This is a genomic window from Bariatricus sp. HCP28S3_A4 (assembly GCF_052066395.1).
In the GTDB taxonomy this organism is placed as follows: Bacteria; Bacillota; Clostridia; order Lachnospirales; family Lachnospiraceae; genus Allocoprococcus.
This window is the reverse complement of sequence record NZ_JBQHSE010000002.1, coordinates 58,155-82,568: the sequence shown is the minus strand read 5'-3', so window position 1 is coordinate 82,568 and position 24,414 is coordinate 58,155. Positions and strand designations below refer to the sequence as shown.

Here is a 24,414-nt window from a genome sequence, read left to right as displayed (position 1 = left end):
TCTGACACGACCGATGACCTTTACTTCTTATGTTCTTTTATTTTTTTCGTCTCTACAATGCTGCACACGCTCTTTCCGATTATCCTGGCTTTATCTGAGATCAGGAAACAGTTCCTGCGGTCAGGTCTTGCATCGATATCACCAATTTTGAGTCCTTTCTTTACTTCTACTCCTTTCTGAAGCATTCCTCTTACGATTCCCGACATTTTTGCGGTCACCGATATTCCCCCAGTCTTTGCGACAATCTGCCCTTTCTGAACCAGATCGCCAATCTGTACTAATGGTTCCATGATCCCATCCGCCGACGCACTTACTAGTCTCTCCCGGGTATAGCCTCCGACTTCTCCGGGAATCCCCGTATTCGGAGCCGCAGTTCCTTCTGTAATAATTCTTCCAAGCTCATCTCCTCTTAGAGTCTCAATCACATAATGACAATCTTTTCCTGCATGGAATCCCGGACCGATTCCAATCACAAGAGGCGCATCCTGAATCGAAGTGCCCAGATTTCTTTTTGCCATAATTGCATCCACCAACACATCTGGAAGGTACTCACCAATTATTTTAGCTTTTTTATCTACAAGAACAGGAATATTCCCATTCTCCACTTCCAAGTCGATCTCTTCCAGATTGCTGACCAGAACTGCTTTCGCCTTTTCAACCTGTGCTTCCCCTTCGTATACCGCACGCGAAAATGACACCATCCTTCTAACTGCAAGCGGAATCGGGATTTCCGTCATCACGACCTCATGTCCTGCTTCCCATAATTCATATGCAATCCCTGTTGCCAGATCTCCTGCACCTTTTATCAATATCCTCATCTCATTATTCTCTTCTTTCTTCAGCACCATCCGATTCCTTTTATTTTCAAACACCGTAATAACATTATGTACGCCTTTATCAAAAAGTGCAAACAAAACTTATATTCTTGTGAATTTTTTATCGACTCCAAAATCATTTTCTCATTTGCATAGCAACAAAGAGGGAGCACGGCTTTCATCGCCGTGCCCCCTCTTACTATTTTGTCTTATCTTTCATAAATAATATATGCCGGATTATGCAAAGTAACAGATTTTTCGAACTTTTCTTTCATTTCCTTCCGTTCTGCCTTATCTCTCTTCTTTCCATATTTATACCAGTACGAAACTCCTCCGAGAAGAACAAAAGCGGCACAAGTTGATAAGATTTCTGCAATCGCCAATGATGTCATAATAGTTACCTCCGAGTTAATGCTTTATTTTTTCTTTATCTAACGGCTATTCTAGTACTCATTTAGCTTTCAGTCAATTCATATTAATAATAAACGAATTTTCTTTATTTATGAATAGAATTATGTACATTCCGACGTGTTTTGTTCTTCATGGAAGATCAACTCCATCCTGGTTCCTTTGCCGACTTCACTCTCCACATGTATATCCGCCCCATGCAGGAGCGCTCCATGCTTCACGATAGAAAGTCCAAGCCCGGTTCCGCCGGTTTCCCGTGAGTGACTCTTATCCACCCGGTAAAACCTTTCAAAGATTCTGTCCTGGTGTTCTTTCGGAATTCCGATTCCGGTATCATTCACGATCACTTTTTTTCCATTCAGCGTATTTCCGACCCATACACTGACTTTTCCGTTTGGTACATTATATTTGATTGCATTTTCAATCATATTATAGATCATCTCATCCAGAACCTGCCTGATTCCGTGGCAGGTCACATGCTCTCCCACTACCTCGATCCGCACATTTTGTTTCTCGGCCTGTACGGAAAGCCGGCTTACAATATCACGGACCAGCCGATACAGATCTACATCTTCTTTTTCCAGTTCAATTGTTCCCTCATCGAGCTTGGAAAGCCGGATGATATCGCCGATCAATGTGATCATACGACTGGCTTCATTATAGATCCGGCGCGAAAACTCTCTCATATCCTCCTGACGTACAAGACCGTCCATCATGATCTCCGCATATCCGGAGATTGAAGTCAACGGTGTCTTCAGTTCATGCGACACATTGGCAGAGAATTCTCTTCGCATTTGTTCCATCTTTTCCTTTTCTCTGTTCTGCCTGTCGATCCTCTCCAAAAGCGGCGAGATTTCTTCATATACATCATTTTCCAACGGTTTTTCCAGATCCAGTGTATTGATCGGCCGAATCAGACATCCGACTTGTATGTTCGTCACAAACCAGGAAATCAGAGCCATTGCGATCCCGATCAGGATCATATACGGAAGAACTTTAAGAGCCGTCCGCCATACTGTGTCCATATTCTTCGCCACACGCAGAATCGTTCCGTCATCCAGTCTCACTGCATAATACAGCATTTCCTTTCCGACTGTATCCGACAGGCGGATGTCCTGCCCGGTTCCGCTCTTTTTTGCCTCTTTAATTTCTTTTCTGCTGCTGTGATTCTCCAGTGCGTTCTGTTCTCCTGTCGAATCGTAAAGGACCTTGCCTTCTGCACTGATCCAGGTCACGCGGGTCTCCTTGCGCGCCTCATCCATATCCTTCATATACTGTTCGCCCGAAATACGGATAGCTGTCCGGATATAATCTGCCTCCTGCGCCAGTTCCGTTTCCATGATGCCAAGTGTCTGCCGATAGATAACAATCGTCATCAGACTATAAGAACAGAGCAGTGCCAGCGTCACGATCAGGATCATACTTCGCTGAATTTTATTTTTCATCTTTCTCTCCCCGTATCCTATATCCGACTCCGCGTACCGTCTCAATCCGTTCGCCTTCTTCTCCAAGCTTCTGGCGCAGAGTTCTTACATGGACATCCACGGTCCGGGTCTCACCGCCAAATTCATATCCCCAGATCTCCTCCAGAAGGCGATCCCTTGTGAGAACGATATTCCGGTTCTCCATGAGCATTCTAAGCAATTCAAATTCTTTCAAGGTCAGCGTCACATCCACTCCTGCGGCATACACCTCATGTTTCTTCTTGTTCAGCCGGATCTGTCCGACAACAAGTTCTTCCGCCTCTTCGGTCTTCACACCGCTTCTTCGAAGTACTGCCTTGATTCTTGACACCAACTCCATCATGCCGAAGGGTTTGGTTACGTAATCATCTGCTCCCGAATCCAGTCCCAGCACTTTATCATATTCTGCGCCTTTGGCAGTCAGCATGATGACCGGAATATGCCTTGTTTCCGGCGCCGCTTTCAGTTTTTTCAGAATGGACATTCCATCCTCACCTGGAAGCATGATATCAAGCAGAACAAGCTCTGGCAGATTCTCTGCCAAAGCTTTAAAAAAAGCGGGACCATCTTCGAAGCCTCTTGCTTCCATTCCTGTAGTTTCCAGTGTATACACTACTAAATCACGGATGTTTGCCTCATCCTCCACACAAAAAATCATTTTGTTTTCTCCTTCTTTACAGATCAAAGGCTCCCAGATCCATTTTTCCGGACATGCCGCTTTCATTCCATGTCAGATACGGACATTTCCCGCATGAATACCTGTGATGGAAAATTCAACCCACTCTGCAATATTCGTCGCATGGTCACCGATTCGCTCCAGATATTTCGTGATCATGATCAGATCGATCGCTGTATCACCGCCGCAGCCTTTCTGTTCCGCAATGGTATCTACAAGCTCTTTTTTGATTCTGTCAAACAGTTCATCCACCACATCATCCGCATCCATGACTTTCCTTGCCAGTTCCAGATCTTTCTGCACGTAAGCGGATACACTGTTTCTCACCATCTTCATCGTTGCTTCTGCCATACGCCCGATATCTTTCAGGTTTTCATCTCCATTAAACTCCGCTGAAGTAACAATATCTGCAATATCTGCCGTTTGATCTCCGATTCGCTCCATATCCGTAATCATCTTGAGCGCCGCCGATATCTGCCGCAGATCTCTCGCAACCGGCTGCTGCTGAAGAAGCAGTTTCAGGCAAAGATTCTCAATGTCTTTTTCCATCTGGTCGATTTCCTCATCTGCTGTGATCACCGCTTTCGCACGGCCCATATCATTCTCTTCCAGTGCTCCGGTAACCTCTTCGATCGCTGTCTCACAAAGCTCTCCCATATGTATCAGCATCTGGTTCAGCATTTCAAGCTGTCTGTCAAATCTGTTCCGCATTTTAACCAAACCTCCCTGTAATATAATCTTCTGTCCGTTTGTCAGCAGGAATTGAGAACAACTTCTCTGTATCATTATATTCAATTACTTCACCCAGGAGGAAAAATGCCGTATTGTCGGACACGCGGACCGCCTGCTGCATATTATGCGTGACCATGACAATAGTATAATCTTTTTTGAGTTCCATCGCAAGGTCTTCTATCTTTGATGTCGAGATCGGATCCAGTGCCGACGTCGGCTCATCCATCAGCAGAACCTCCGGCTGTACCGCAAGTGCTCTCGCGATACAGAGTCTCTGCTGCTGTCCGCCTGACATTCCCAGTGCGCTCTTTTTCAGTCTGTCCTTGCATTCCTCCCAGATTGCCGCATCCCGAAGGGATTTTTCCACAATTTCATCTAGTTTTGCCTTGGAACGGATTCCATGCGTTCTCGGTCCGTAAGCTATATTATCATAGATGCTCATCGGGAACGGATTCGGTTTCTGGAATACCATTCCGACCCGCTTTCTCAAATGATTCACATCGATATCCCCGTAAATGTCTTCGCCATCCAGAAGGATCTCTCCTTCAATGCGGCAGCCTTCCACCAGATCATTCATTCGGTTCAGAGATTTCAATAAAGTAGATTTTCCACAACCGCTGGGTCCGATAAATGCTGTGATTTTATTTTCTTCTATGTCCAGATTTACATTTTTCAGCGCTTTAAAATCGCTGTAATATAAATCCAGATTTTTCACACTAATTTTCGCCATTTCCATTTCCTTTCGTAATCTTTTTCGCAATCACTCCGGATAACATGTTAATACCAATAACCAGAATCAGCAGAATCACTGCCGTAGCATAAGCCTTATCCGTATGAAGGCCTTCATTTGCAAGCACATACATGTGAAGTGCCAGGGTACGTCCGGATCCCATTACATTCTTTGGTACCTGTGCAACGGTTCCTGATGTATACATGAGCGCTGCCGTCTCACCGACGATACGTCCGATTGCCAGGATCACACCTGCAAGAATCCCCGGTACCGCACTCGGAAGTACGATTCGGAAAATCGTACGCAGTTTTCCTGCTCCGAGTCCGAAGCTTCCTTCTCTATAGGAATCCGGGACAGATTTCAATGCCTCTTCCGTCGTACGCATGACAAGCGGAAGAATCATGATCGCCATGGTAAATGCTCCGGCAAGCAGCGATAATCCCCATTTTAATGTCGTCACAAAAAACAACATACCGAAAAGTCCGTATACGATTGACGGAATTCCCGATAAGGTCTCTGTAGTAAGACGGATAACTCCGATAAACCGGTTGCCTCTTTTTGCATATTCCACAAGGAAAATGGCAGAGAAAATTCCCAAAGGTACCGCAATGATCAGCGAAAGCAGCGTCATTGCAACCGTGTTGACCAGCGCCGGGAATAAGGAAACATTATCCGAATTGTATTCCAGCGCAAATAAATCTGCGGAAATATAAGGGATTCCATGAATCAAAATATACGCGATCAGAAATAACAGTACCGCAAAAGTCAGGAACGCGCTAAGCAGAACCAGAAGTGCGAGCACTGCGGAGCCGGGTGCATTCTTGTAAGAAATCAATTTTTGTTTGATCTTTTTTTTACTCATTCTCACCCCTCCTGTTCAATAACGCTACACTGAAGTTAATGATCAGAATGAATACAAAGAGCACGACGCCTGTAGCAATCAGCGCTTCTCTGTGAAGTCCTGACGCATATCCCATTTCCAGGACGATATTTGCAGTCATGGTTCGTACTCCTTCGAAAATACTTTCCGGAAGACGCGCCTGGTTTCCGGCTATCATGATTACTGCCATCGTCTCACCGATTGCGCGTCCGATTCCCAGAACTACACCGGCAATCACACCGGATTTCGCAGCCGGAAGCACAACCTTGAAAATGCTCTGTTCGTGTGTTGCTCCCAGCGCCAGAGAGCCTTCATAATACTGTGACGGAACCGCGCGGATGTTGGATTCCGTCACACCGATAATCGTCGGAAGAATCATCATTCCAAGCAGAAGAGATGCCGTCAGGATCGAATTCCCGTCTCCACCCTTATGCAAAATTCCTGCCTGTCTGAGTGTTTTCCCGAATTCCCGAATTGCCGGAACCATGACCACAAGCCCAAAAAATCCATAAATGACCGAAGGGATTCCTGCCAGAAGTTCTGTTGCGCCTTTCAACACCGGGTAGATCTGTTTCGGACAATATTTTGCCATAAACACGGATGTAAGAATTCCAATCGGTACACCGATCAGGATTGCACCGGCTGTGACGTAAATGCTACCCATGATCATCGGGAAAATTCCGTATATGTCATTATTCGGACGCCATACCGTACCTGTCAGGAATTTTACAAATCCTATTTCTTTCATTGCAGGGACACCATTTATGAATAAAAATACACAAATGAGTGCTACCGCCAGCACCGAAGTGCAGGCGGCAATAAAGAACACACCCTGCATGAGTTTTTCTTTCCATGCATTCATATGAAGTACCTCATATTATTTATTTAACGATTTCATCCCAGGCAACTGTTTCACCGGTAAAGATTGCTTTCACCTGATCACTTGTCAGTTCCTCTACCGGACTGTCATTATTTACGATTACTGCAATACCGTCTGTCGCAATTACGATAGAAGTAAGTTCCTGTGCTTCTTCATCCTTCAGTTCGCGGGATGCCATTCCGATGTCGCAGATGCCGCTCATTGCGGAAGTCATACCGGTTGTAGAATCACTCTGGTTGATTTCAATTTCAGCTCCGGAATTTACTTTCTGATATGCTTCTTTTAATTTCTCCATAACCGGTGTTACAGAAGAAGATCCTGCCACAACTACTTTACCGGTTGCTCCGTTTGATTCATATGGTTTTACATCATCAAGTGAAATGTATCCGTTCTCAGACACAACCTTCTGTCCTTCTTCGCTCAGAATGAAATTGATGAAATCCTGTGCGATGTCTGAAATCTCATCTTTTGTTGCAATGTTAAACGGTCTTGATACTTTGTATGTACCGGCTTTGATGTTTTCCTCTGTTGCTTCCGCACCGTCGATCTTCACCGCTTTCACGCTGTCTCCGAGAGATCCCAGTGAAACATATCCGATTGCATATTCATTGCCTGCTACGGTTGACATCATAACTTCTGTACTGTTTGTAATATTGGCATCCTCTGTTGTATGGTCTACCTTATTTCCGTTTTCATCTTTCTGCTCGATTCCGAAAAGTTCGATAAATGCTCCTCTTGTACCGGATCCGTCTTCTCTGGAAACTACCGTAATATCATTGGAAGCATCCCATTCTGCTGTCTGCTGTTCTCCTTCCCCTTCTGCTCCAGTCTCTTCTGATTTGCTTCCACATCCGGCTGCAAGAGCTCCGGTCATTGCCACTACTAATGTCATTGCTAATAACTTTCTCAGTTTCATAATTACCACTTTCCTCCATTTGGTTATTCCTGTTTTTTCTTTACAGGTGATATCATATAGGAGTAATGTAAAATCCAAAACGGAGAGTATGTAAAGTGTTTGTAAAGTTTTCCGGGATTTAAAAGCGTCTCCGGATCTTTTTAGACGTATGCATGGCAGCACAAAAAGACATCCGGCCGTATTTTAGTCGGATGTCTTTCTATATATAACTCTGCGGGAAAACTCTCTGCAGATTTCTTATTCATTTCAGGTAGTATAGCGTTCTCCAGCCAATGCGGTGATTGCTTCATTCAGCGAAAGCATCTTATCATCCAGTGCAGATACCATATCCGCACATTCCCGTAATTCCTGACTGATATAGTCCGGTGCCTTTCCTTCAAATTTATAGTAGATTTTGTGCTCCAGACTTGCCCAGAAATCCATAGCTATGGTCCGGATCTGGATCTCAACCTTCGTATCCACCACACTGTCCGAAAGAAAAATCGGCACAGACACCAGCATGTGATAACTTTTATAACCGCTTTCCTTCGGATTCTTAATATAATCCTTAATGGATAAAACTTTCAGGTCACTTTGTTTCCCAATCATCTCCGCGAGGCGGTAAATATCCGATGTGAACGAACAGATCAGCCTTACTCCCGCAATATCATTGACATATCGCACCATATTCTCAATGGAAGTCTCGTGCCCGTTCCGCTTCAGCTTCTTGACAATACTTTCCGGTGTCTTGATTCTGGTCTTAATATGTTCGATCGGATTGTAGCTGTGAACATGCTGGAATTCGTCATTCAATATTTCCAGCTTCGTTCCAACTTCCTTCAGTGCGGCATTATAAAGAAACATGACGGTCTTCCAACTGTCCACATCGTCATAATTCTTAAGTGCTGCTTGCATGTAGTTCTCTCCTTTACTTCTTATACTTCTTTCTGCTATAATGCATGCGGATTTCCCCTCTTTTCATATAACCCCGAAATCCAAAATACATTATAGAATATCAATCTGACACATTTTCATCGTTTCTAAAGCTGCCTTATGACTTTCCGGTGTAACCCCTGCACAGCAGGATGCATCTACGCTGATATTTGCCTCCGGCAATGCTGCTTTCAAGAGCAACGCATTGGACACAACACAAATATCCGTGCAAAGCCCTACCAATTCGATGTCCGTATATTTTCTCTGTGCTGCAAAATGTGCAAGCTGTGTACTTCCAAATGTAGGCTTGTCGATTACCTTCTCGGCATATGGTTTCAAAGCCCCAAGGATCTCCCATCCCGGAGTTCCTTCTACACAATGTACAACCGGAAGCTTTCTTCCTTCCTGTGTCTTTAGATAATCTTCTCCGTGTGTATCTCTGGTAAATACGATATCCGTCTCTTCTTCTTTCGCATCTTTCACTTTTTCCACTACGCCCGGTACGATTTCCACGGCCTCCGGTGTCCCGAGACTGCCATCAACGAAATCCTTCTGCATATCAACGACAACCAGTAATTTCTTCATCTTCACTTAGCCCCCTTAACACATAATTCTTTTATTCGAGAGCGTCCTTTCGCCTATCATCATGAATATTTAACGTGCGAGACATCTCTATACATATTGTATCATACTCTGACTTCCCTCTGCATTGCTTTGAGAGTTATTTAATAAAAATTTTCGTATTCCACATATCATGGATCATTTCCACAATATCGTAACCATAGTTTTCACCGGTCGCCCATCCATATCCCTGCGGATTCTCTTTTTGCCCCAGCCATTCTACATAAGGCGCACATCCCTTCGTCACATAATCATAACGATCATCGACACATTCTTCAGCCAACGCTTCTGTTGTCGCATATGCTTTCAAATGCTGGATCTGGGCTCTGACTCCCGTACGCACATCCGGATAACTATTTCCCGGAACGCCTCCGCCTGTTGTACCGATCCCTGCAAAATTATATTGCGTGATCTTCGCATCACCACCATATTGAAGCCATCCTGTCTCTTTCATTGTCTGTGCAAATGCAACCTCTGGCCTTACTCCTTCCTGAACCGCTTCTTCATAATATATCCGGCAAAACGTCTCGATATCGGGAGCTCCTCCCTTGGCAAGCGCATCCGCCGGATAGCTTTCTCCACTCTCTTCAAAGTATTCCACCATCTGCCAGGTCTGGATGCTGCTTTCCCCCATGATCGGATACTGTCCGGGAACAATCGACGCCTCTATCGCTTCCGCCTCACTGCCCCCCGTCTCTGCCACACTGTTTTCTTCTGTTCCAACCCTTTCGTCTTCTTTCTCCGGCGTACATTCAAACTTTTCTGTCTGCTGTATTTTCACTTTGTTGTCGAACCTATTCAGAATCTTCTGTTCTAAAAGCATAGCTCCGCATACCAATGCCATCACCAGTATTGCGATCAATATCTGTACATTCTTTTTGCCTAATCTTTTTTCCAGCCTATTTATAATCTGTCTCATGCAATTTGTCCACCGCGCTTTCTTACTTTATAACTATTCTATTTTACACAAAATATTTCCATTATGAAAGGATTTACTTTCTCTTTTGAATTCGATATACTGAGAAAAGATTGATTGATAAGGAGTGTAAGTGATGTTCCGATTATGGGCGAAAGAATTTAAAGATAACCGTATGTTAAGAGATACTACCATCTGTGACGACAGCGATGATACAAGAACACATAAGATTTTTCGTGCATTGGACGAGGTCTGTTATGAATTTGATCTCAGCAAGCCGATCTGGCTGGATTCTACGATAAATGAATTTAAGCGGCATGCAAAGGCACGATTTTATCAGGATAATTTTGTGGATTCTATTGATTTTGATTATTTGGAGATTCATGTGATTGAAGAATAAGGGGGCCGTTGTAAAACAGACCCGGATGCTACGTTCATGCATATGAAAGACAATCACATGAGAAACGCCCAGTTAAAACCGGGATATAACGTGCAGATCGGTGTAGACAGCGAATATATTGTTGCAGCGGATTCCGGTTATGAAAGCGAAGAGGGTTATACATACCTGCGGGAGCAGAAACAAAAACCGTATATTAAACCTCAGACCTATGAAAAATGGAAAAACGCAGTTTCAAGCAGGATATCAGCAAACGTGAAAATATGGGATATAATGAAACAACCAATCAAGAGATTCCTTCCGGATTTTTGCACATATAGAGCGAGGGCATCGATCAATCATCTAATTTGATGATTGATCGATGCCCTCTTATTTACTCATTTCTAATAGCCGCCAGCGGGCTTAACCGCATTGCCCTTAGTGCAGGGAAATACCCCGCTACCATTCCGACCAGTACCGCAAATCCTATAGATGCAAGTGCCAGCCAGGGCGGAATATAAGAGATTCCGCTACTCATTCCCATCGCATCTCCGGCACTTCCTACAACAAAGTTGATCACACCGGATATTGCGAAGCTTAAGATATTTCCGATCACTCCTCCAAGGAAACCGATGAATGCTGCCTCCAGAAGGAAGAGCTGCTTGATATTCTTTAAGCTGCAGCCCAGAACCTTAAATACACCGATTTCTTTTGTGCGTTCGTAGATAGACATCATCATTGTATTGGCAATTCCGATTGCTGCGACCAGCAGAGATACCGCTCCGATTCCCCCAAGAACCGCCTGAACAATAGCGAACTGTTTCTTCATACTCTCCATATATTCGATGTTGCTGTCTACATTGTATCCCAGTTCCCGAAGCGTATTGGAAACCTCTTCTACATGATCCAGATCATCCACTTTCACTCTGGCAGAAGAGTAAGCAAAGAATTTATATGGCTTACCCGTCTTTGTTGATGGCTGCCCCGGAATCACTCTTCCGGAAAACTCTTTTTTCAACATATTTTTCAACGTTGTCACATCACAATAAGCACTATAGTAAAATGGTGTATATGTTTCCACGTCTCCATCCACCACACCACTTGCCTTGACGACATGCTTTTTTGCAGTATGCGTAGTTCCGGACGAACCATCACCGTACCTCATATCATCATATGACTGCACATCCAGAATCAGGAACAGTGAATCCTTCTCCAGATCAATATCCGGAAGCTCACCTGTTTCCCAGTATCCGCTTCCTCCGTTTTTGTCATAAAACTGCATCAGTACACCGTTTCCATAGACCAGCTCCAATACATTGCCTCCCTCCTTCGGAAAGCTTCCGCCTTCCTTCAGAGGCATATTCTGTGCTTCCATTGCTTCTTTGGTGGTTCCGATCAGATTGATATAGCCCATGTATTTTCCCTTTAACGCATAGGCACTCATCTCATAGACCGGCGCAGCAAGGGTTACATGTTCCACACCCGCAATTTCCTTGATTGTATCATCGGTAATGTACTTGGTCGTATCATCTTCTTCACCGCCATAATACGTCATGGCATCACCGGCGCTTTTTCCGGTAACCGTGAGCATCGTAAGACCACCCGACTGTTCCACCTCTTCATACAGCGAACGCTGAAGTCCCATTCCCAGAGAAATCATAACAACAATAGAGGCTGTACCGATAATCACGCCCAGAACTGTCAGAAATGTCCGGAGCTTCCGTCTCTTAAGATTCCCGATGCTCATCCTCAATAAGTCTATGATACTCATCGACTAAGCCTTCCTCCTCTTCTTCCAGTCTGCGTTTTTTCTTCTTTTTCATGATCATTATTCCTACAACCACCGCCGCAATGATCAAAAGTCCTACAATAATCGGTATGATTGGAAGAGATGATTTCGATTCTTCCATCATGGTATCGTCCATATTCATATCATCCATGATTGCTTCCATAATCTCAAGCTGAAACTCTTTCTCGGATTCCGTCACATTTCCGGATTCATCTTCATAGCTCAGTATCATTTTCATCGTCTCCGAACCGGCTGTCGCCTCTTCCGCCAGCAGCATTCCGTCGATGCTCGCCGTTGCTCCGGATTCTACATTTCCCACAAAAATTTCTTCCGTCTTAATACCGTTTCCTTCAAACCTTGCTTTCACGTTGTATAATTTGACTCTTCCGAGGTTATACAGCTCACACATAATGTTGGCTTCTTCCCCGACAGAAATCGTTGCCGGATTGATCTCGAACTCACTGAATTCAAATCTTGCATCCTGCTTGACCGGAATAGAAACCGAAGACATACTCTCGTACTGTCCGCCTTCCGAATCTTCATATTTCATCGATATTTCCACACTATACGGTTTCTGTACCAGATCTGATTTTGCATTCAGTTCAATCGAAATATCCTGTGTTCCGTTTGCCTTGATCTTCTCCAGATAAATGGAACTGGAACCGGAAGATGGGAGAAATGCCGGGGAAGCCGTCTCATCACTTCCCTCTGTAGGCGAACTCAGATCAAACAGCATATTACTGACCGCCGTCTTCTTGGAAGTATTTTTCAAATGAATCGTCAGGCGGAAATCGCTTCCTGCCTTCACTTCTGCCGGATTCGTTGAAAATCCGGTCACGATCACACGCGGAGTTGATACGTTTCCGCCTCCGGAGGATCCTCCGTCTATATTTGTGATACCGCCTGCATCCCCATAGTTTGTTGGAAGGTCGTCAACGCTCGTTCCAGTATTTCCGGACGGTTCCTGTGTCGTCTGTCCGCCCTGATTATTCTGACCGGACTGATTGTCCTGTGATTTTTCTTCTTCCTTCGCAATCGTCTTTACATAAATTCCATATTCGCCGTCAATTTTTCTTCCGGATTCATCATCCGCTTCTGCCGTAAAATCAAACGGAAGTTTGTAATATGTAAGGCTGACATTTTCACGGGCAGTGAACTCAAATTCTACCGTCAGTTTCTCACCCGGTTCCATATGATCGATACCATAAGTATAATCTTTGTTCTCAATCTCAAACGGCCATTCTTCAATCTTTTCACTGACCCTTGGTGTAATCCGTATATTTTTCAGATTCACACCTCCCGTATTCTGGGCAGTCAGTTTCAGTTTCTTCGTTTCCGAATACTTATAACTTAAAATCGTATTATCGGCTGCCTGCACGCTCAGCATGGGAATCCCCACAGAAGTTTCTTCCGCTCTTGCCGGAATTGCCGGCACCACTCCCATCAGAACTGCCAGGCAAATCATGATTGCTCCCAGTTTTCTCAATTTTTTCATACTCTCTGCTCCTTGTTTTCTGCTTTTTTCTCTTTCTTCTCTTCCTTCAGCGTCTGAAGTGCCTCTTTCCTGCCTCTGTTATCCTCGATTCGTACAATTTCTCCATCAATAATGTGAAAGACTCTGTCCGCATAAGTGGCAAGATGATCGTCATGCGTAACCATAACCAGGGTTTTGTTCTGTTTGCGTACCACATCCTGCATCAGCTTCATCACCTCTTCGGAGGTGTGCGAATCCAGATTGCCTGTCGGTTCATCCGCAAATATGATCTTCGGGTTCACGACCAGTGCTCTGGCGACCCCGACTCTTTGCTGCTGTCCGCCCGACATCTGGTTCGGAAGATGTTTCTTATGTTTCTTCAGATTGACCAGCTCCAGCATTTGATCTGCCTTTTTCAATCTACTCGTCCTTCCCTCCCCTCTGAAAGTAAGTGGCAGCGCCACATTTTCCAGAGCATTCATTGTACCGATGAGGTGAAAAGACTGGAAGATAAATCCTACATTATCCCGCCGGAAACTGACCAGTTCGTCTTCCTTTAGCTTTTCAATATGCTGACCGCCTATGATGATTTCTCCCTTTGTGGGCTTTTCAAGTCCTGCCAGCATATTCAGAAGTGTGGATTTTCCGGATCCGGATGTCCCGACTATCGCACAGAATTCACCTTGATGGATCTCAAAGTCAACACCATTCAGCGCACGAACCACACTGTCTCCGACGCGGTAGAGTTTATACAGATTATGTACTTCGATAACATTCTCCATGAAACTCCTCCTCTCACAAAGTTATGTACTCAGTATATCGGATAATTCTACATAAAAACGGTGAAATTAGTTAAGATTATCTTAATTTTCCGCAGAAGGAACAGAGAGACTATCTTCTTGCCCGATACATAGCTGCCAGCGTATCCACCACGTCCTGAATATCCATGAGACTAACATTAAATAACATCTGGTGAGATTCAATGCTCCCCCATGTATTTCCGGTATGCTTCTCATAGTATTCTTTTCGTTCCGCATCGGTTTTCTTGATTTTTTCCCATGCTTCTTCTTCATTCAGATTATAGATTCTCATGATTCTGTGAATTCTGTCCCTGATCTCCGCATAAACAAAAGCATTCAGGCAGGTATGCCGCCCTTCCAGAATGTAATCCGCACATCGCCCGATAATGATACAGGGCTCTTTATCTGCCAGCTTACGGATCAGATCAGATTGTATCTGAAAGACTTCTTTACTGAGCTGCCCTTCATCGGACTGATCCGGCAAAAGCCCCATTTCTTTGGTTGCCATCTGAATCAGGTTGCGGTCATAAAGGGGTATGCCGAGTCTGTCGGACAAACGCTTCCCGACTTCGTGTCCACCGCTTCCGAATTGCCTTCCAATAGTAATAATCACATTTTTTTTCATACTGACCGCCTCCCATTTTATCTGAAAATAGTTGATTATATTATACAATATTCTATCTTTTGCCGCAATCACGAGAAGAAAAAACAGACAGCTTTTCTCAAAGAAATCCCGCCTGTTTTACAAAGTCTGATCGATTAATTATGTGCTTCCAACACTTCTTCCGCAATATTTCTTGCATGATCGGAAATACGTTCCATGCATACAAGCGTATCCAGAAATACAATACCTGCTTCTGTATTGCACTGGTTGTTCGTCAGCCTTTCGATATGTTTTGCGCGAAGCGAGATCTCCATTCCATCCGCTTCCGTCTCTTTCTCAATTGTCTTAAGTGCGCTGTCCTTGTCGTTTTCTTCAAACGCCTTCAACGCGTTCAGATAACTATCTGTACAAACCTCTATCATCTCTGTCAGATGTTCTCTTCCCACTTCTGAGAACATCACCTTTTTCTCAGCCAGAGCTTCTGCAAATTCGGAAATATTCTCACAGTAATCGCTGATACGTTCCATATCAGATACGACCTGAAGGATGTGGGCAACATCCTGATGTTCTCTCTGACTGATCTGCAGTGAAGTCAATTTGATCGCATAAGATGTAATTCCGGCACTCAGCTTATCGACAGTCTCTTCATCCTCCCTAAGAAGCTGAATTTCGTCTTCATTCAATGAGAACAAGACATCTTTGGCCACCTGTAGTGACTTTTCAACAATATGTCCCATTCTGATAACTTCTGAAAACAGAGACTGAAGTGCAAGACTCGGCGTCTCCATCATACGTTCATCAAGGAGTACCATACTGTCATCTTTTTCACCATCCTCGACTTTACCGATCTTCTTCGCAAGTTTAATAATATAATCGGAAAGTGGGAAAAGCATTACAGTTGTCGCAATATTGAATATCGTATGCACCATACTGATCTGTGTCTGCGTTATTGTTCCTGTTGCCCATGCGGGGTTTACTGTTTTCAAGTAAATGATTGCCACAATACTGAATAAGACGGTTCCTATAATATTAAACAGAAGATGCATCAGCGCTGCTGTCTTGGCATTCTTCTTCGCTCCCATACTTGAAAGGATCGCAGTCACACATGTACCGATATTCTGACCCATGATGATATAGATTGCAGCACCGAAAGGTACCAGTCCCGCTGCAGCAAGACTCTGCAGGATTCCGACCGATGCAGAAGAACTCTGGATGACAGCCGTCACAACCGCGCCTGCAATAATACCAAGTATCGGATTGTGTCCCAATTTCACAAAAATACTGCAGAACGCCTCTGAATCCTTAAGTGGTGCAACGGATGCGGACATCGTTGAGATTCCGACAAACAGAAGTCCAAACCCGATCACGATACTGGAAACATCTTTTGATGAACGCCGCTTTCCGGTCAGCATAATGATAACACCAAGCATGATCGCAAGCGGCGCAAGCGTAGACGGACTCAGGAACTCGGCCCATTCCACACTGGACACCAGCCAGCCGGTGATCGTTGTACCTACATTGGCTCCCATGATAACACCCATGGCCTGCTGCAGATTCATGATTCCGGCATTGACAAAACCGACCACCATGACCGTTGTGGCGGAAGAACTCTGGATTACTGCCGTGATAAATGCTCCTAGAAGCACACCGAAAAACTTATTTTTCGTCAAGACTCCCAACAGTGATTTCATGCGGTCCCCGGCAGCATTCTCCAGTCCCTGTGCCATGATCTGCATTCCATAGATAAACATTCCCAGTCCCCCGACAAAGGGGATGATAATACTTACATAATCCATGCTTTTTCTCCTCTTATGTATGATTGTTTGAAATGTCAGACTGCCCTGTTTCCGTACATTCCGGTATGATTCGGTGTCCGTTCAGGATAACCTCTTTTAATACGTCACCACAATAACAGAGCTTCATAGAGAAGAACGGAGCATTTTCATTCAAAAGCCGGAAGAAAATCTTATCTCCTTCCCACAGATTCAGTTTTTCAACATCCTGCTTTTTCACCCACTTCAGTGTACCTTCCCGACACTCACCGATCTCACCGGTATAACCATCTGCCGTGTACAAAAAAATATACTCTGATTCCCATCCTTCACTCAAAAAAGTCAGGACACCGCGCAGGCGGTAGGAAGTAAGACGCAGTCCCGTCTCTTCCCATACCTCCCGCAGCAGACATTCTTCCGGACTTTCATCCGGCTCAAACTTTCCACCGACTCCAATCCATTTATCTTTATTTACATCATTTTTCTTTTTGACACGATGAAGCATCAGATAAGAATCTTCATTTTCAATATAGCATAGTGTTGTTAATACCATTGTTCCGTCCTCATTTCAGACATTTTCCGTCAATTTTGATTGTATCATTCTTTATACGAGAACACAATGAAGTTTTTTATTTCTTCATCTTCGGCTCAAAAATCCAGGATGCCAGATATCCGAATACAAGAGCAGCACAGATTCCTACCGCGCTGGCCTTAAATCCTCCCATGAAGATTCCGATAAATCCGTTTTGATCGACTGCCTCTTTTACGCCCTTCCACAATGTATTTCCAAATCCCAGAAGCGGCACGCTCACACCGGCACCCGCATATTCCTGCAAGGGTTTGAAAATCTGGGTAAATCCCAGAATACAGCCTGTCACAACCAAAAACACCATAACCCTTCCGGGCATCATCTTCGTACGATCCAGCAGAATCTGTGCCAGTGCACAGAGCAGCCCGCCTACCCAGAATGCATTCACATAATCCATTTGTCTCTCCTCCTGTCTCTGTTACATTTTCTTATGCCTCATCCAATCTGCTTTTTCCTTCTAACAGTGTTCCAGAATGATTCCATGTGCGATTCCCGGTACGCTTTCTCCTTCGTTATAGCTGACGGTAGACATCAGTGCGCCGGTCGGTACAAATAAGATTCGCTTCCACTCACCCTTTTCCAGTTTTGGAAGAATATATGCAGACAGTGTTGCCGCCGCACATCCGCAGCCGCTTCCTCCGGCATTGGTGTTCTGTGTTTTCTGGTCAAAGATCAGCATTCCGCAGTCCATATGATTTTCTTTGATATCTTCTCCGTTTTTACGGATCAGGTCAAATAATATCGTCTGTCCTACATATCCCAGATCTCCGGTTATAATCCGGTCATAATCACTTGTCTGATATCCGAAATCCGCAAGATTCTGCAAAATCGTATCACAGGCCGCAGGCGCCATACAGGCTCCCATATTTTGTGAATCCTTCATACCGTAATCCACTATTTTTCCAATTGTCACACCACCGATTCGCACATGACTCTTCTTTTTGCCCACAAGAAATGCCCCGCTTCCGGTCACAGTCCAAGACGCGGAAAGCGGCCTCTGATTCGCATATCCAAGCGGAAACCGGAACTCTTTTTCCGCACTCCCGAAATGACTGGAGGTTACTGCCAGAACCTGCTCTGCGTAACCTCCTGCTACCGTCATTGACGCAAGTGCAATCGCCTCCCCGGAGGTAGAACAAGCTCCAAAAAGTCCGAACATGGGTATTTTCAGCTCCTCCACACCCATTGAAGTTGCAATTCCCTGGCGAAGCAGATCACCGCCAAAGAGATACCGAATCTCTTCCGGCATAACTCCTGCCTTTTTCATCGCAAGCTGACAGGCCATAGTCTGCATCGTGCTTTCCGCCGCTTCCCATGTCTGCTCTCCAAACAGATCGTCGTCTGACGCAATATCAAATTTTTTTCCCAGCGGACCTTCACTCTCTTTCTTTCCAACTACCGAGCCGCTGCTGGTAAGAAACGGAGATTCTCCAAATAAAATGCTCTGCATCCCTTTCATGTGATTCATTGCCGGCACCCCATTTCTTCCTGTGCCAGACGGTTCACAAGATTCTCCATTTCATTTTTAGATTTCACTCGTCTGCTTTCTTCTTCTACACTCCTTTTCTGCATTTCATCCATATTGGAAAATGCTTTCATCGCCTTCTCATTCATTGCCAGATTCATTGTAAAACCGATCGGCAATTCTCTTACATTTCTTTCTTCCATACTTCTTTCTCCTGTCATTTCATCCTGATAAATCAGATAATCTTTTAAGTCATCTTCTAAAATGATTTTCTTACCTGCATAGTATAACTCATATCTTTCGTTTCTAAGCTGGAAACATTATCCAATCTATTCCATGATCCGGCATCAGCGCCACTCCGACCGAGGAGCTGTCAGGAATCGGCGTGAGCACTCCAATCTCCTCGTTCTGGCCACGGTTGATTGCATACAGAATCTCTTCCTTTTTCTTCATTTTTTCCAGCACCTGTGTGCTGTTATGTACTTGTGGATTGTCCTTATCAAATCGGACCATATCCAACGTTTCTATCAAACTCTTTTCTTTTAGTGTAATTCCATATCTGACGATATAATTACCATCGCTGTCCAGCAGGAATAAATATTTAGCCTGTTTCTCCTCCAGAATCTGATTAAACAGTTCCATATCATCCAGCGGAATTTCACCATACAGAACTATCAGGGAAATCTTTCCAGGATGCTCCAAAAGATAGTCCATTGCCTCCTGACCATTGCAAACCTCATGCACAGTGTAATACTCTTCCAGCATTGATTTCAGTAGTTCTCTGTTCATTTCATTATCATCAACAATCAGAATCGAATATTTTTCTCCACTACATATTTTCAATATTTCTTCTTCCTTCGCAATCACATCAACCGATGCTTTGCTTTCTGTCTTTTTATCCAACAGCTGTTCAAACTCCTCATACGGTACAGGTTTTGCGTAGTAATATCCCTGCACATAATCGCAGCCGAAACTTTTCAGCTTTTCAATCTGCTCTTTCGTCTCCACGCCTTCTGCAATCGTAGACAGATTCAGCCATTTTGACAAGCTAATGATAAACCCAAGAATATTTTTCCGGTCATTGGAGTTCTTTTGTATGAACTTCATATCCAGCTTCAAAGTATCAACAGAGAGTTCACTGAGCATGTTTAACGAAGAATATCCTGATCCAAAGTCATCCATCTCAATCTTAAATCCATTCTCGCGAAGTTTGTTCACCATCTGTATGATCTGCTGCGGTTCATCGGTGTAAACCGATTCCGTGATTTCCAGATGCAGATATTTTCGTTCAATCTCATACTGATCTGCAAGATGGGTGATCCTTTCTACGAGTCCCGGCAATTCAAAATCCACCCGAGAAACATTGACAGAGATTGGAATCATCGTTCTGTTTTCCTCTTTCCATTTTCTCAGTATTTTACATGCTTCCTCCCACACATAATAATCTACTTTTACAATAAATCCATTTTTTTCAAATAACGGAATGAACTCCCCCGGAGACATAAATCCCATTTCCGGATGGATCCATCGCACCAATGCCTCTGCTCCGATGATATTCTCTGTATTGATATCATATTTTGCCTGATAATAAACCTGAAACTGGCGTTCTTTTAACGCTCTTTCCATCGTATCAAGGATTTGCTATTCACGAAGAAGTGTTGCACGAAGAGAGTCATCGTACATAGCTACATTTTTACCGTACATCTTTTTGATACGGTTCAGCGCCAGTACAGCTCTGTCGCACATCCCGGACGGTACGATTCTGCGATCTACATGCTCATATATTCCATATTTGATCACCAGATTTCGAAATTCCATCTCATTCTCATTTTCTCCAAACTGCCATAGAATCCGTTCCTTCCAGCTTCCGTCACCATGCCGGATCGGCATAGCAAATACATCTCCATGCATACGGGTACAGATTCCTTCTCCATTCAGAAGTCTCTGATACTTATCCGCCAGGTAGCAAAGCACTTTATCTCCATTTTTGATTCCAAAACGTTCATTGACCACTTTAAAGTTCTCTACGTCTGCTACGACCATATCATACTGCGTATCCGGATCTTTCTCCAGAATGTCTGAGACCTGCAAGTAAAACGCTTCTCTGCTGCAAAGCCCGGTAAGATGATCGCACTCATTGTTATGCGTTCTTTCACTTTGCATTCTATTTCCCGTTTTCACAGTACCCCTCCCCGATCTTTTGTCCTTTCATATCTTTGATACAATACTCCTTTCAGCAGCATGATTGCCCAAAATGCCGCTATATGTTTCATTTCACCAAAATATGCTGTGTTTTACTAGATAAACATGAGCACTTTTTCCATTTTTACACACGAAACTAATAAAGGAGTGGCTTACACCACTCCGGTCACTGTTCCGATCCAATATATGATTCCTAATACCCAGCTTGTAAAGATTCCATATAGAATGACCGGTCCGGCTATCGTAAAGATCTTACATCCGATTCCCATGACCTGTCCTTCTTTCTTATACTCGATTGCCGGTGCAGCTACTGAGTTGGCAAATCCCGTAATCGGCACAAGCGCACCTGCTCCTCCCCAGTCTGCAATCTTCGGATACACTCCGATTCCGGTGAGGATCACACTCAAAAGCACCAAAATCATAGAGCACCACCCTCCACTCGTATCTTGATCCAATCCCAGCATTTCACAATAGTTCAGAATCCCCTGCCCTATCACGCAGATCACTCCTCCTGTCACAAAAGCTTTTGCCATATCCGGTCCCAGCTTTCTTACTGGAGTTCTTTCTTTTACATACTTTTCATAACCATTCTGTTTCATTTGCATCCTCCAACCACATTCTTTTTTACCATCTCATGTAGAAATACCAGATTGCTCCGATTCCTTTTCCGAGTGCCATCCCCAGAATCAGAAACGGAATACACTTTATCAATTTTATTCTTCGCACAAAAATAGGAAAAATATTCAGCACCTCCGCCAGTGCCATAGACCAGCAGCCCACGAAGATTCCGGAGAATAATCCGAACACAGACAGCAGCCATCTTCCCCCCGGAATCCAGATCTGATAGACCCAGAAGAGATTTCCCAGAATTCCTCCGGCTGCTATACAGTCCTCATACCACAGAATCTTTTCTCCTGTATGGGTTCGATCGGCAAAATCCGAAACAACTCCTAATCCGATGATAAATGAGAACAGTCCTGCTGCCGTTCCCATTCCGGCACTAAGCCCCAGTATTCCCAGAAGAATCTGTTTTCCCCACATCCAGCTCCATCTTCTTTCTGGAGTATGCCTCGATCAGAGTTGACTGTATATCGTTTTCATAGAGCCGCATTTCCACTTCCATAGGCGTCGGATCTACAGAGAACCTCTTTCCTCCAAAATGATTGAAAAATACCAGTATCCCTATAATCAGGCCAATACTGTATGTGAGTTCCAGCAGAGAAAAGCCGTCTGACGGATGCCCCATTACCTGACTGTAGATCTGACCGAACATTTTCGTTATTCCGACATCATTATTAAACGACATGATGGAAAAAGCAGCTCCCAGAAATGTAATCCCCGAAATAACGCAGACTTTGGCCAGATGATACAACCGGTTTTGCTTTTTCGGGTTTTCATATGTGATGATAAGATCGATCTCTCCTTCATTCTGAATCGTCAGGTTCGGATATTCCTTATGAATGCATTCAATCACTTTCAGAACCGATATAACAAAACGATGCTGCCCTTTTTCGGGAATTTTCAGAATCCGCAGAGTTTTGACCTTATTCAGCACATTCTGATTACTGCATTCCATAGAAAGTAAATCTCCCAACGTCACTTCCAGCTTTGATACCTCTGTGTTTTTTTCCCCTTTTATATACAAAATATCATTTCCGGATGCCATAGCAGTTGTCCCCTTCCCATCCATACATTTTTGCAACCAGAGTCCCCTCTGTCCGATCGTCCGAGTATTCCATGGTCTGAAAATAGTAAACTGCTCCGATAATGACCGCAAACATCAAAACTGCCAGCAGTAAGATGCGGATCCTTCTTTTTGTTTTTTCCATAATCCACACACCTCTCTTTCTGCTGGTAGTATGTCATCTTTTTTGTAAAATATGCAGTTTTCTTATTTTTTTATAGTTGTCTCCTGAGTTCTTCCAATATCTTTTTCTCCATTCTTGACACCTGAACCTGAGAAATTCCCAGTTGTTCTCCAACTTCTGTCTGAGTCTTGTCCGCAAAATATCGAAGATAGATCAATTGTCTTTCCTCCTTTCCGAGCTGCTCTAGCAGTTCTCTGAGCAAAATTCGTTCCAGTACCCGGTCTTCTCCAGATTCCCGCTCTTTCAGCTTGTCCAGAAGTTGAATCTCCTGCCCATCTTTCTGATAAACCGTTTTGTGAATCGATTCCACTTCTGCATTTGCTTCCATAGCCATGACCAGATCTTCCTTTTCTACCCCCATACACTCTGCAAGTTCATGGAGCATTGGCTCTCTTCCCCATTTTCTCTGTAATTCCTCCTGACATGCAAAAGCCTTGTATGCCAGCTCTTTTAGAGACCTGCTTACTTTGAGCATTCCGTCATCTCTCAAGAAACGTTTGATCTCTCCTGAAATCATTGGAACTGCATAAGTTGAAAATTTCACATCATAAGACAGATCAAATTTATCAATTGCTTTTAAAAGACCGATACTTCCAATCTGAAACAGATCCTCCGCTTCTGCGCCTCTTCCATAAAATCGTTTTACCACACACCAGATTAGTCCGGTATTCTCTTCCACCAATTGTGCTCTCGCTTCTTCATCTCCTTCGTGAGATTTTTGGATTAAAGCGAGCGTGTGTTCCATATTTGATTACTGTCTCCTGTTGTTTTTTTCATTTTAACGATCGTCCCTTCGCCGGGAATGGATTCTACTTCTACTTTGTCCATAAACGCTTCCATAAATGCAAACCCCATACCGGAACGATCCTGCTCCGGTTTCGAAGTATAAAGTGGCTCCATCGCTCTTTGAACATCTTCAATTCCGATTCCATAATCTTCCACTTCTAAGTAAAGTTCCCTTCCTGAAACACAACAATAAATTCGTATTTTGCCTTTTTCCTTCTCATAGCCGTGAATAATCGAATTTGTAACGGCTTCGGAAACTGCTGTTTTCACATCGGACACTTCCTCCAGAATCGGATTCATCTGTGTCATAAATGCCGCCACGGCAACTCTTGCAAATCCTTCGTTTTCTGACAGGCTGTCAAATACCAGCTCCATCTCATTTTTCTTTCCCTCTGCTGCATATTCCATTACTCCATATCCTCCTCATAAAGCTGCATAATTTTGGTTACCCCTGACATATTCAGGATTTTCTTCATGCGTTCTCCCACATGAACTGCCCAGACTTCACCTCCGAGAAGATAGATCTGCCTATATCTTCCCATAATGACTCCAATCCCGGAGCTGTCCATAAAATTCGTACTGCTAAAATCAAATATCACATGCTTAATATGCTTCTTTGCAATGACCTGATCGGCCTCTTTTCTGATTTCTTCCGCATTGTGATGATCCACCTCCTTTGGCAGAAAAATCGTCAGACAATTTTCTTCAACCTGATACTGCATAGATACTCCTCCTTTTAT

The 24,414-nt window shown here is 44.0% G+C and carries 32 protein-coding genes; 2 read left to right on the top strand and 30 right to left on the bottom strand.

Annotated elements, in window-relative coordinates; all coding sequences use genetic code 11:
* Window positions 1–20: 20 nt before the first annotated feature.
* The 12 genes from yqeB to ACTNBF_RS01355 form a co-directional block, all read right to left on the bottom strand.
* Entirely contained in the window at window positions 21–914 is an 894-nt protein-coding gene (gene yqeB, locus ACTNBF_RS01410; RefSeq protein WP_427818880.1) for a selenium-dependent molybdenum cofactor biosynthesis protein YqeB, read from the bottom strand.
* 110 nt (window positions 915–1,024) lie between these two features.
* A complete protein-coding gene (locus ACTNBF_RS01405) occupies window positions 1,025–1,207 on the bottom strand; it encodes a hypothetical protein (RefSeq protein WP_427806297.1) in 183 nt (60 codons plus the stop codon).
* 120 nt (window positions 1,208–1,327) lie between these two features.
* Window positions 1,328–2,668, bottom strand: coding sequence for an ATP-binding protein (locus ACTNBF_RS01400; protein ID WP_441088626.1), 1,341 nt, complete (start codon window positions 2,666–2,668; stop codon window positions 1,328–1,330).
* The gene (locus ACTNBF_RS01395; RefSeq protein WP_427806295.1) at window positions 2,658–3,344 is read right to left on the bottom strand and encodes a response regulator transcription factor; all 687 of its coding nucleotides are present in this window, start codon (window positions 3,342–3,344) and stop codon (window positions 2,658–2,660) included. Before ACTNBF_RS01395 ends, ACTNBF_RS01400 begins: the two co-directional genes overlap by 11 nt.
* A 72-nt stretch (window positions 3,345–3,416) precedes the next feature.
* Entirely contained in the window at window positions 3,417–4,073 is a 657-nt protein-coding gene (gene phoU / locus ACTNBF_RS01390) for a phosphate signaling complex protein PhoU (RefSeq protein ID WP_427806294.1), read from the bottom strand.
* 1 nt (window position 4,074) lies between these two features.
* Window positions 4,075–4,824 carry a phosphate ABC transporter ATP-binding protein PstB gene (gene pstB, locus ACTNBF_RS01385; RefSeq protein ID WP_427806293.1) on the bottom strand — a complete coding sequence of 250 codons (750 nt, stop codon included), beginning with the start codon at window positions 4,822–4,824 and terminating at the stop codon, window positions 4,075–4,077.
* Entirely contained in the window at window positions 4,811–5,686 is an 876-nt protein-coding gene (gene pstA, locus ACTNBF_RS01380) for a phosphate ABC transporter permease PstA (protein ID WP_441028682.1), read from the bottom strand. The genes pstB and pstA overlap by 14 nt, the downstream gene beginning before the upstream one ends.
* Window positions 5,679–6,566, bottom strand: a complete 888-nt coding sequence (gene pstC, locus ACTNBF_RS01375; RefSeq protein WP_427818877.1) for a phosphate ABC transporter permease subunit PstC — start codon at window positions 6,564–6,566, stop codon at window positions 5,679–5,681. The genes pstA and pstC overlap by 8 nt, the downstream gene beginning before the upstream one ends.
* A gap of 19 nt (window positions 6,567–6,585) precedes the next feature.
* Window positions 6,586–7,500: a substrate-binding domain-containing protein gene (locus ACTNBF_RS01370; RefSeq protein WP_427806290.1), complete on the bottom strand. Its 915-nt coding sequence runs from the start codon at window positions 7,498–7,500 to the stop codon at window positions 6,586–6,588.
* Between the two features lie 246 nt (window positions 7,501–7,746).
* A complete protein-coding gene (locus ACTNBF_RS01365; RefSeq protein ID WP_427806289.1) occupies window positions 7,747–8,394 on the bottom strand; it encodes a GTP pyrophosphokinase in 648 nt (215 codons plus the stop codon).
* A gap of 90 nt (window positions 8,395–8,484) precedes the next feature.
* Window positions 8,485–8,997 carry a cysteine hydrolase family protein gene (locus tag ACTNBF_RS01360; RefSeq protein ID WP_441016659.1) on the bottom strand — a complete coding sequence of 171 codons (513 nt, stop codon included), beginning with the start codon at window positions 8,995–8,997 and terminating at the stop codon, window positions 8,485–8,487.
* A gap of 136 nt (window positions 8,998–9,133) precedes the next feature.
* A complete protein-coding gene (locus ACTNBF_RS01355) occupies window positions 9,134–9,952 on the bottom strand; it encodes a glucosaminidase domain-containing protein (protein WP_427806287.1) in 819 nt (272 codons plus the stop codon).
* Between the two features lie 133 nt (window positions 9,953–10,085).
* Between ACTNBF_RS01355 and ACTNBF_RS01350 the strand changes: the two genes are divergently transcribed.
* Window positions 10,086–10,349 carry a hypothetical protein gene (locus ACTNBF_RS01350; RefSeq protein WP_427806286.1) on the top strand — a complete coding sequence of 88 codons (264 nt, stop codon included), beginning with the start codon at window positions 10,086–10,088 and terminating at the stop codon, window positions 10,347–10,349.
* Window positions 10,350–10,391: 42 nt separating this feature from the next.
* Window positions 10,392–10,697, top strand: a complete 306-nt coding sequence (locus tag ACTNBF_RS01345; RefSeq protein WP_427806285.1) for a hypothetical protein — start codon at window positions 10,392–10,394, stop codon at window positions 10,695–10,697.
* Between the two features lie 22 nt (window positions 10,698–10,719).
* Here the strand turns inward: ACTNBF_RS01345 and ACTNBF_RS01340 are convergent, their stop codons facing one another.
* From ACTNBF_RS01340 to ACTNBF_RS01255, 18 genes are all read right to left on the bottom strand, one after another.
* On the bottom strand, window positions 10,720–12,096 hold the full coding sequence (locus tag ACTNBF_RS01340) for an ABC transporter permease (protein WP_427806284.1): 1,377 nt from the start codon (window positions 12,094–12,096) through the stop codon (window positions 10,720–10,722).
* A complete protein-coding gene (locus tag ACTNBF_RS01335; protein ID WP_441088625.1) occupies window positions 12,053–13,609 on the bottom strand; it encodes a COG1361 S-layer family protein in 1,557 nt (518 codons plus the stop codon). The genes ACTNBF_RS01340 and ACTNBF_RS01335 overlap by 44 nt, the downstream gene beginning before the upstream one ends.
* Window positions 13,606–14,370 (bottom strand): ABC transporter ATP-binding protein, encoded by a 765-nt coding sequence (locus ACTNBF_RS01330; RefSeq protein WP_427806282.1) that lies wholly within the window; start codon window positions 14,368–14,370, stop codon window positions 13,606–13,608. The genes ACTNBF_RS01335 and ACTNBF_RS01330 overlap by 4 nt, the downstream gene beginning before the upstream one ends.
* A gap of 109 nt (window positions 14,371–14,479) precedes the next feature.
* Window positions 14,480–15,013 carry an AAA family ATPase gene (locus ACTNBF_RS01325; protein WP_427806281.1) on the bottom strand — a complete coding sequence of 178 codons (534 nt, stop codon included), beginning with the start codon at window positions 15,011–15,013 and terminating at the stop codon, window positions 14,480–14,482.
* A gap of 134 nt (window positions 15,014–15,147) precedes the next feature.
* Complete coding sequence (locus tag ACTNBF_RS01320; RefSeq protein ID WP_427806280.1) at window positions 15,148–16,788, bottom strand: Na/Pi cotransporter family protein; 1,641 nt, start codon at window positions 16,786–16,788, stop codon at window positions 15,148–15,150.
* Window positions 16,789–16,801: 13 nt separating this feature from the next.
* The gene (locus ACTNBF_RS01315) at window positions 16,802–17,317 is read right to left on the bottom strand and encodes an NUDIX hydrolase (protein ID WP_427818873.1); all 516 of its coding nucleotides are present in this window, start codon (window positions 17,315–17,317) and stop codon (window positions 16,802–16,804) included.
* Between the two features lie 76 nt (window positions 17,318–17,393).
* Entirely contained in the window at window positions 17,394–17,750 is a 357-nt protein-coding gene (locus ACTNBF_RS01310; RefSeq protein ID WP_427806278.1) for a SpoVA/SpoVAEb family sporulation membrane protein, read from the bottom strand.
* A 60-nt stretch (window positions 17,751–17,810) separates the two neighbouring features.
* Entirely contained in the window at window positions 17,811–18,821 is a 1,011-nt protein-coding gene (locus ACTNBF_RS01305) for a stage V sporulation protein AD (protein WP_427806277.1), read from the bottom strand.
* Window positions 18,818–19,021 (bottom strand): hypothetical protein, encoded by a 204-nt coding sequence (locus tag ACTNBF_RS01300; RefSeq protein WP_427806276.1) that lies wholly within the window; start codon window positions 19,019–19,021, stop codon window positions 18,818–18,820. The genes ACTNBF_RS01305 and ACTNBF_RS01300 overlap by 4 nt, the downstream gene beginning before the upstream one ends.
* A 103-nt stretch (window positions 19,022–19,124) precedes the next feature.
* Window positions 19,125–20,444, bottom strand: a complete 1,320-nt coding sequence (locus ACTNBF_RS01295) for an EAL domain-containing protein (protein ID WP_441088624.1) — start codon at window positions 20,442–20,444, stop codon at window positions 19,125–19,127.
* 15 nt (window positions 20,445–20,459) lie between these two features.
* A complete protein-coding gene (locus ACTNBF_RS01290; protein ID WP_427818871.1) occupies window positions 20,460–20,999 on the bottom strand; it encodes a diguanylate cyclase domain-containing protein in 540 nt (179 codons plus the stop codon).
* Window positions 21,000–21,172: 173 nt separating this feature from the next.
* Entirely contained in the window at window positions 21,173–21,625 is a 453-nt protein-coding gene (locus tag ACTNBF_RS01285; protein ID WP_427806271.1) for a SpoVA/SpoVAEb family sporulation membrane protein, read from the bottom strand.
* A gap of 19 nt (window positions 21,626–21,644) precedes the next feature.
* Window positions 21,645–22,061 (bottom strand): stage V sporulation protein AB, encoded by a 417-nt coding sequence (locus tag ACTNBF_RS01280; RefSeq protein WP_427806270.1) that lies wholly within the window; start codon window positions 22,059–22,061, stop codon window positions 21,645–21,647.
* Entirely contained in the window at window positions 22,021–22,686 is a 666-nt protein-coding gene (locus tag ACTNBF_RS01275) for a stage V sporulation protein AA (RefSeq protein ID WP_441088623.1), read from the bottom strand. The genes ACTNBF_RS01280 and ACTNBF_RS01275 overlap by 41 nt, the downstream gene beginning before the upstream one ends.
* Window positions 22,670–22,849, bottom strand: a complete 180-nt coding sequence (locus tag ACTNBF_RS01270) for a hypothetical protein (protein ID WP_427818870.1) — start codon at window positions 22,847–22,849, stop codon at window positions 22,670–22,672. Before ACTNBF_RS01270 ends, ACTNBF_RS01275 begins: the two co-directional genes overlap by 17 nt.
* 70 nt (window positions 22,850–22,919) lie before the next feature.
* Complete coding sequence (gene sigF, locus ACTNBF_RS01265; protein ID WP_441088622.1) at window positions 22,920–23,633, bottom strand: RNA polymerase sporulation sigma factor SigF; 714 nt, start codon at window positions 23,631–23,633, stop codon at window positions 22,920–22,922.
* Window positions 23,612–24,082 carry an anti-sigma F factor gene (spoIIAB, locus tag ACTNBF_RS01260; protein WP_427806266.1) on the bottom strand — a complete coding sequence of 157 codons (471 nt, stop codon included), beginning with the start codon at window positions 24,080–24,082 and terminating at the stop codon, window positions 23,612–23,614. The genes sigF and spoIIAB overlap by 22 nt, the downstream gene beginning before the upstream one ends.
* On the bottom strand, window positions 24,082–24,396 hold the full coding sequence (locus ACTNBF_RS01255) for an STAS domain-containing protein (RefSeq protein WP_427806265.1): 315 nt from the start codon (window positions 24,394–24,396) through the stop codon (window positions 24,082–24,084). The genes spoIIAB and ACTNBF_RS01255 overlap by 1 nt, the downstream gene beginning before the upstream one ends.
* Window positions 24,397–24,414 lie beyond the last annotated feature (18 nt).

Bases quoted from the DNA above. Each gene is read 5' to 3' on its own strand.
- ACTNBF_RS01405 (WP_427806297.1), bottom strand. From the start codon at position 1,207: ATGACATCATTGGCGATTGCAGAAATCTTATCAACTTGTGCCGCTTTT.
- ACTNBF_RS01400 (WP_441088626.1), bottom strand. From the start codon at position 2,668: ATGAAAAATAAAATTCAGCGAAGTATGATCCTGATCGTGACGCTGGCA.
- ACTNBF_RS01395 (WP_427806295.1), bottom strand. From the start codon at position 3,344: ATGATTTTTTGTGTGGAGGATGAGGCAAACATCCGTGATTTAGTAGTG.
- phoU (WP_427806294.1), bottom strand. From the start codon at position 4,073: ATGCGGAACAGATTTGACAGACAGCTTGAAATGCTGAACCAGATGCTG.
- pstB (WP_427806293.1), bottom strand. From the start codon at position 4,824: ATGGCGAAAATTAGTGTGAAAAATCTGGATTTATATTACAGCGATTTT.
- pstA (WP_441028682.1), bottom strand. From the start codon at position 5,686: ATGAGTAAAAAAAAGATCAAACAAAAATTGATTTCTTACAAGAATGCA.
- pstC (WP_427818877.1), bottom strand. From the start codon at position 6,566: ATGAATGCATGGAAAGAAAAACTCATGCAGGGTGTGTTCTTTATTGCC.
- ACTNBF_RS01370 (WP_427806290.1), bottom strand. From the start codon at position 7,500: ATGAAACTGAGAAAGTTATTAGCAATGACATTAGTAGTGGCAATGACC.
- ACTNBF_RS01365 (WP_427806289.1), bottom strand. From the start codon at position 8,394: ATGCAAGCAGCACTTAAGAATTATGACGATGTGGACAGTTGGAAGACC.
- ACTNBF_RS01360 (WP_441016659.1), bottom strand. From the start codon at position 8,997: ATGAAGAAATTACTGGTTGTCGTTGATATGCAGAAGGATTTCGTTGAT.
- ACTNBF_RS01355 (WP_427806287.1), bottom strand. From the start codon at position 9,952: ATGAGACAGATTATAAATAGGCTGGAAAAAAGATTAGGCAAAAAGAAT.
- ACTNBF_RS01350 (WP_427806286.1), top strand. From the start codon at position 10,086: ATGTTCCGATTATGGGCGAAAGAATTTAAAGATAACCGTATGTTAAGA.
- ACTNBF_RS01345 (WP_427806285.1), top strand. From the start codon at position 10,392: ATGAAAGACAATCACATGAGAAACGCCCAGTTAAAACCGGGATATAAC.
- ACTNBF_RS01340 (WP_427806284.1), bottom strand. From the start codon at position 12,096: ATGAGTATCATAGACTTATTGAGGATGAGCATCGGGAATCTTAAGAGA.
- ACTNBF_RS01335 (WP_441088625.1), bottom strand. From the start codon at position 13,609: ATGAAAAAATTGAGAAAACTGGGAGCAATCATGATTTGCCTGGCAGTT.
- ACTNBF_RS01330 (WP_427806282.1), bottom strand. From the start codon at position 14,370: ATGGAGAATGTTATCGAAGTACATAATCTGTATAAACTCTACCGCGTC.
- ACTNBF_RS01325 (WP_427806281.1), bottom strand. From the start codon at position 15,013: ATGAAAAAAAATGTGATTATTACTATTGGAAGGCAATTCGGAAGCGGT.
- ACTNBF_RS01320 (WP_427806280.1), bottom strand. From the start codon at position 16,788: ATGGATTATGTAAGTATTATCATCCCCTTTGTCGGGGGACTGGGAATG.
- ACTNBF_RS01315 (WP_427818873.1), bottom strand. From the start codon at position 17,317: ATGGTATTAACAACACTATGCTATATTGAAAATGAAGATTCTTATCTG.
- ACTNBF_RS01310 (WP_427806278.1), bottom strand. From the start codon at position 17,750: ATGGATTATGTGAATGCATTCTGGGTAGGCGGGCTGCTCTGTGCACTG.
- ACTNBF_RS01305 (WP_427806277.1), bottom strand. From the start codon at position 18,821: ATGAATCACATGAAAGGGATGCAGAGCATTTTATTTGGAGAATCTCCG.
- ACTNBF_RS01300 (WP_427806276.1), bottom strand. From the start codon at position 19,021: ATGGAAGAAAGAAATGTAAGAGAATTGCCGATCGGTTTTACAATGAAT.
- ACTNBF_RS01295 (WP_441088624.1), bottom strand. From the start codon at position 20,444: ATGGAAAGAGCGTTAAAAGAACGCCAGTTTCAGGTTTATTATCAGGCA.
- ACTNBF_RS01285 (WP_427806271.1), bottom strand. From the start codon at position 21,625: ATGCAAATGAAACAGAATGGTTATGAAAAGTATGTAAAAGAAAGAACT.
- ACTNBF_RS01280 (WP_427806270.1), bottom strand. From the start codon at position 22,061: ATGTGGGGAAAACAGATTCTTCTGGGAATACTGGGGCTTAGTGCCGGA.
- ACTNBF_RS01275 (WP_441088623.1), bottom strand. From the start codon at position 22,686: ATGGCATCCGGAAATGATATTTTGTATATAAAAGGGGAAAAAAACACA.
- ACTNBF_RS01270 (WP_427818870.1), bottom strand. From the start codon at position 22,849: ATGGAAAAAACAAAAAGAAGGATCCGCATCTTACTGCTGGCAGTTTTG.
- sigF (WP_441088622.1), bottom strand. From the start codon at position 23,633: ATGGAACACACGCTCGCTTTAATCCAAAAATCTCACGAAGGAGATGAA.
- spoIIAB (WP_427806266.1), bottom strand. From the start codon at position 24,082: ATGGAATATGCAGCAGAGGGAAAGAAAAATGAGATGGAGCTGGTATTT.
- ACTNBF_RS01255 (WP_427806265.1), bottom strand. From the start codon at position 24,396: ATGCAGTATCAGGTTGAAGAAAATTGTCTGACGATTTTTCTGCCAAAG.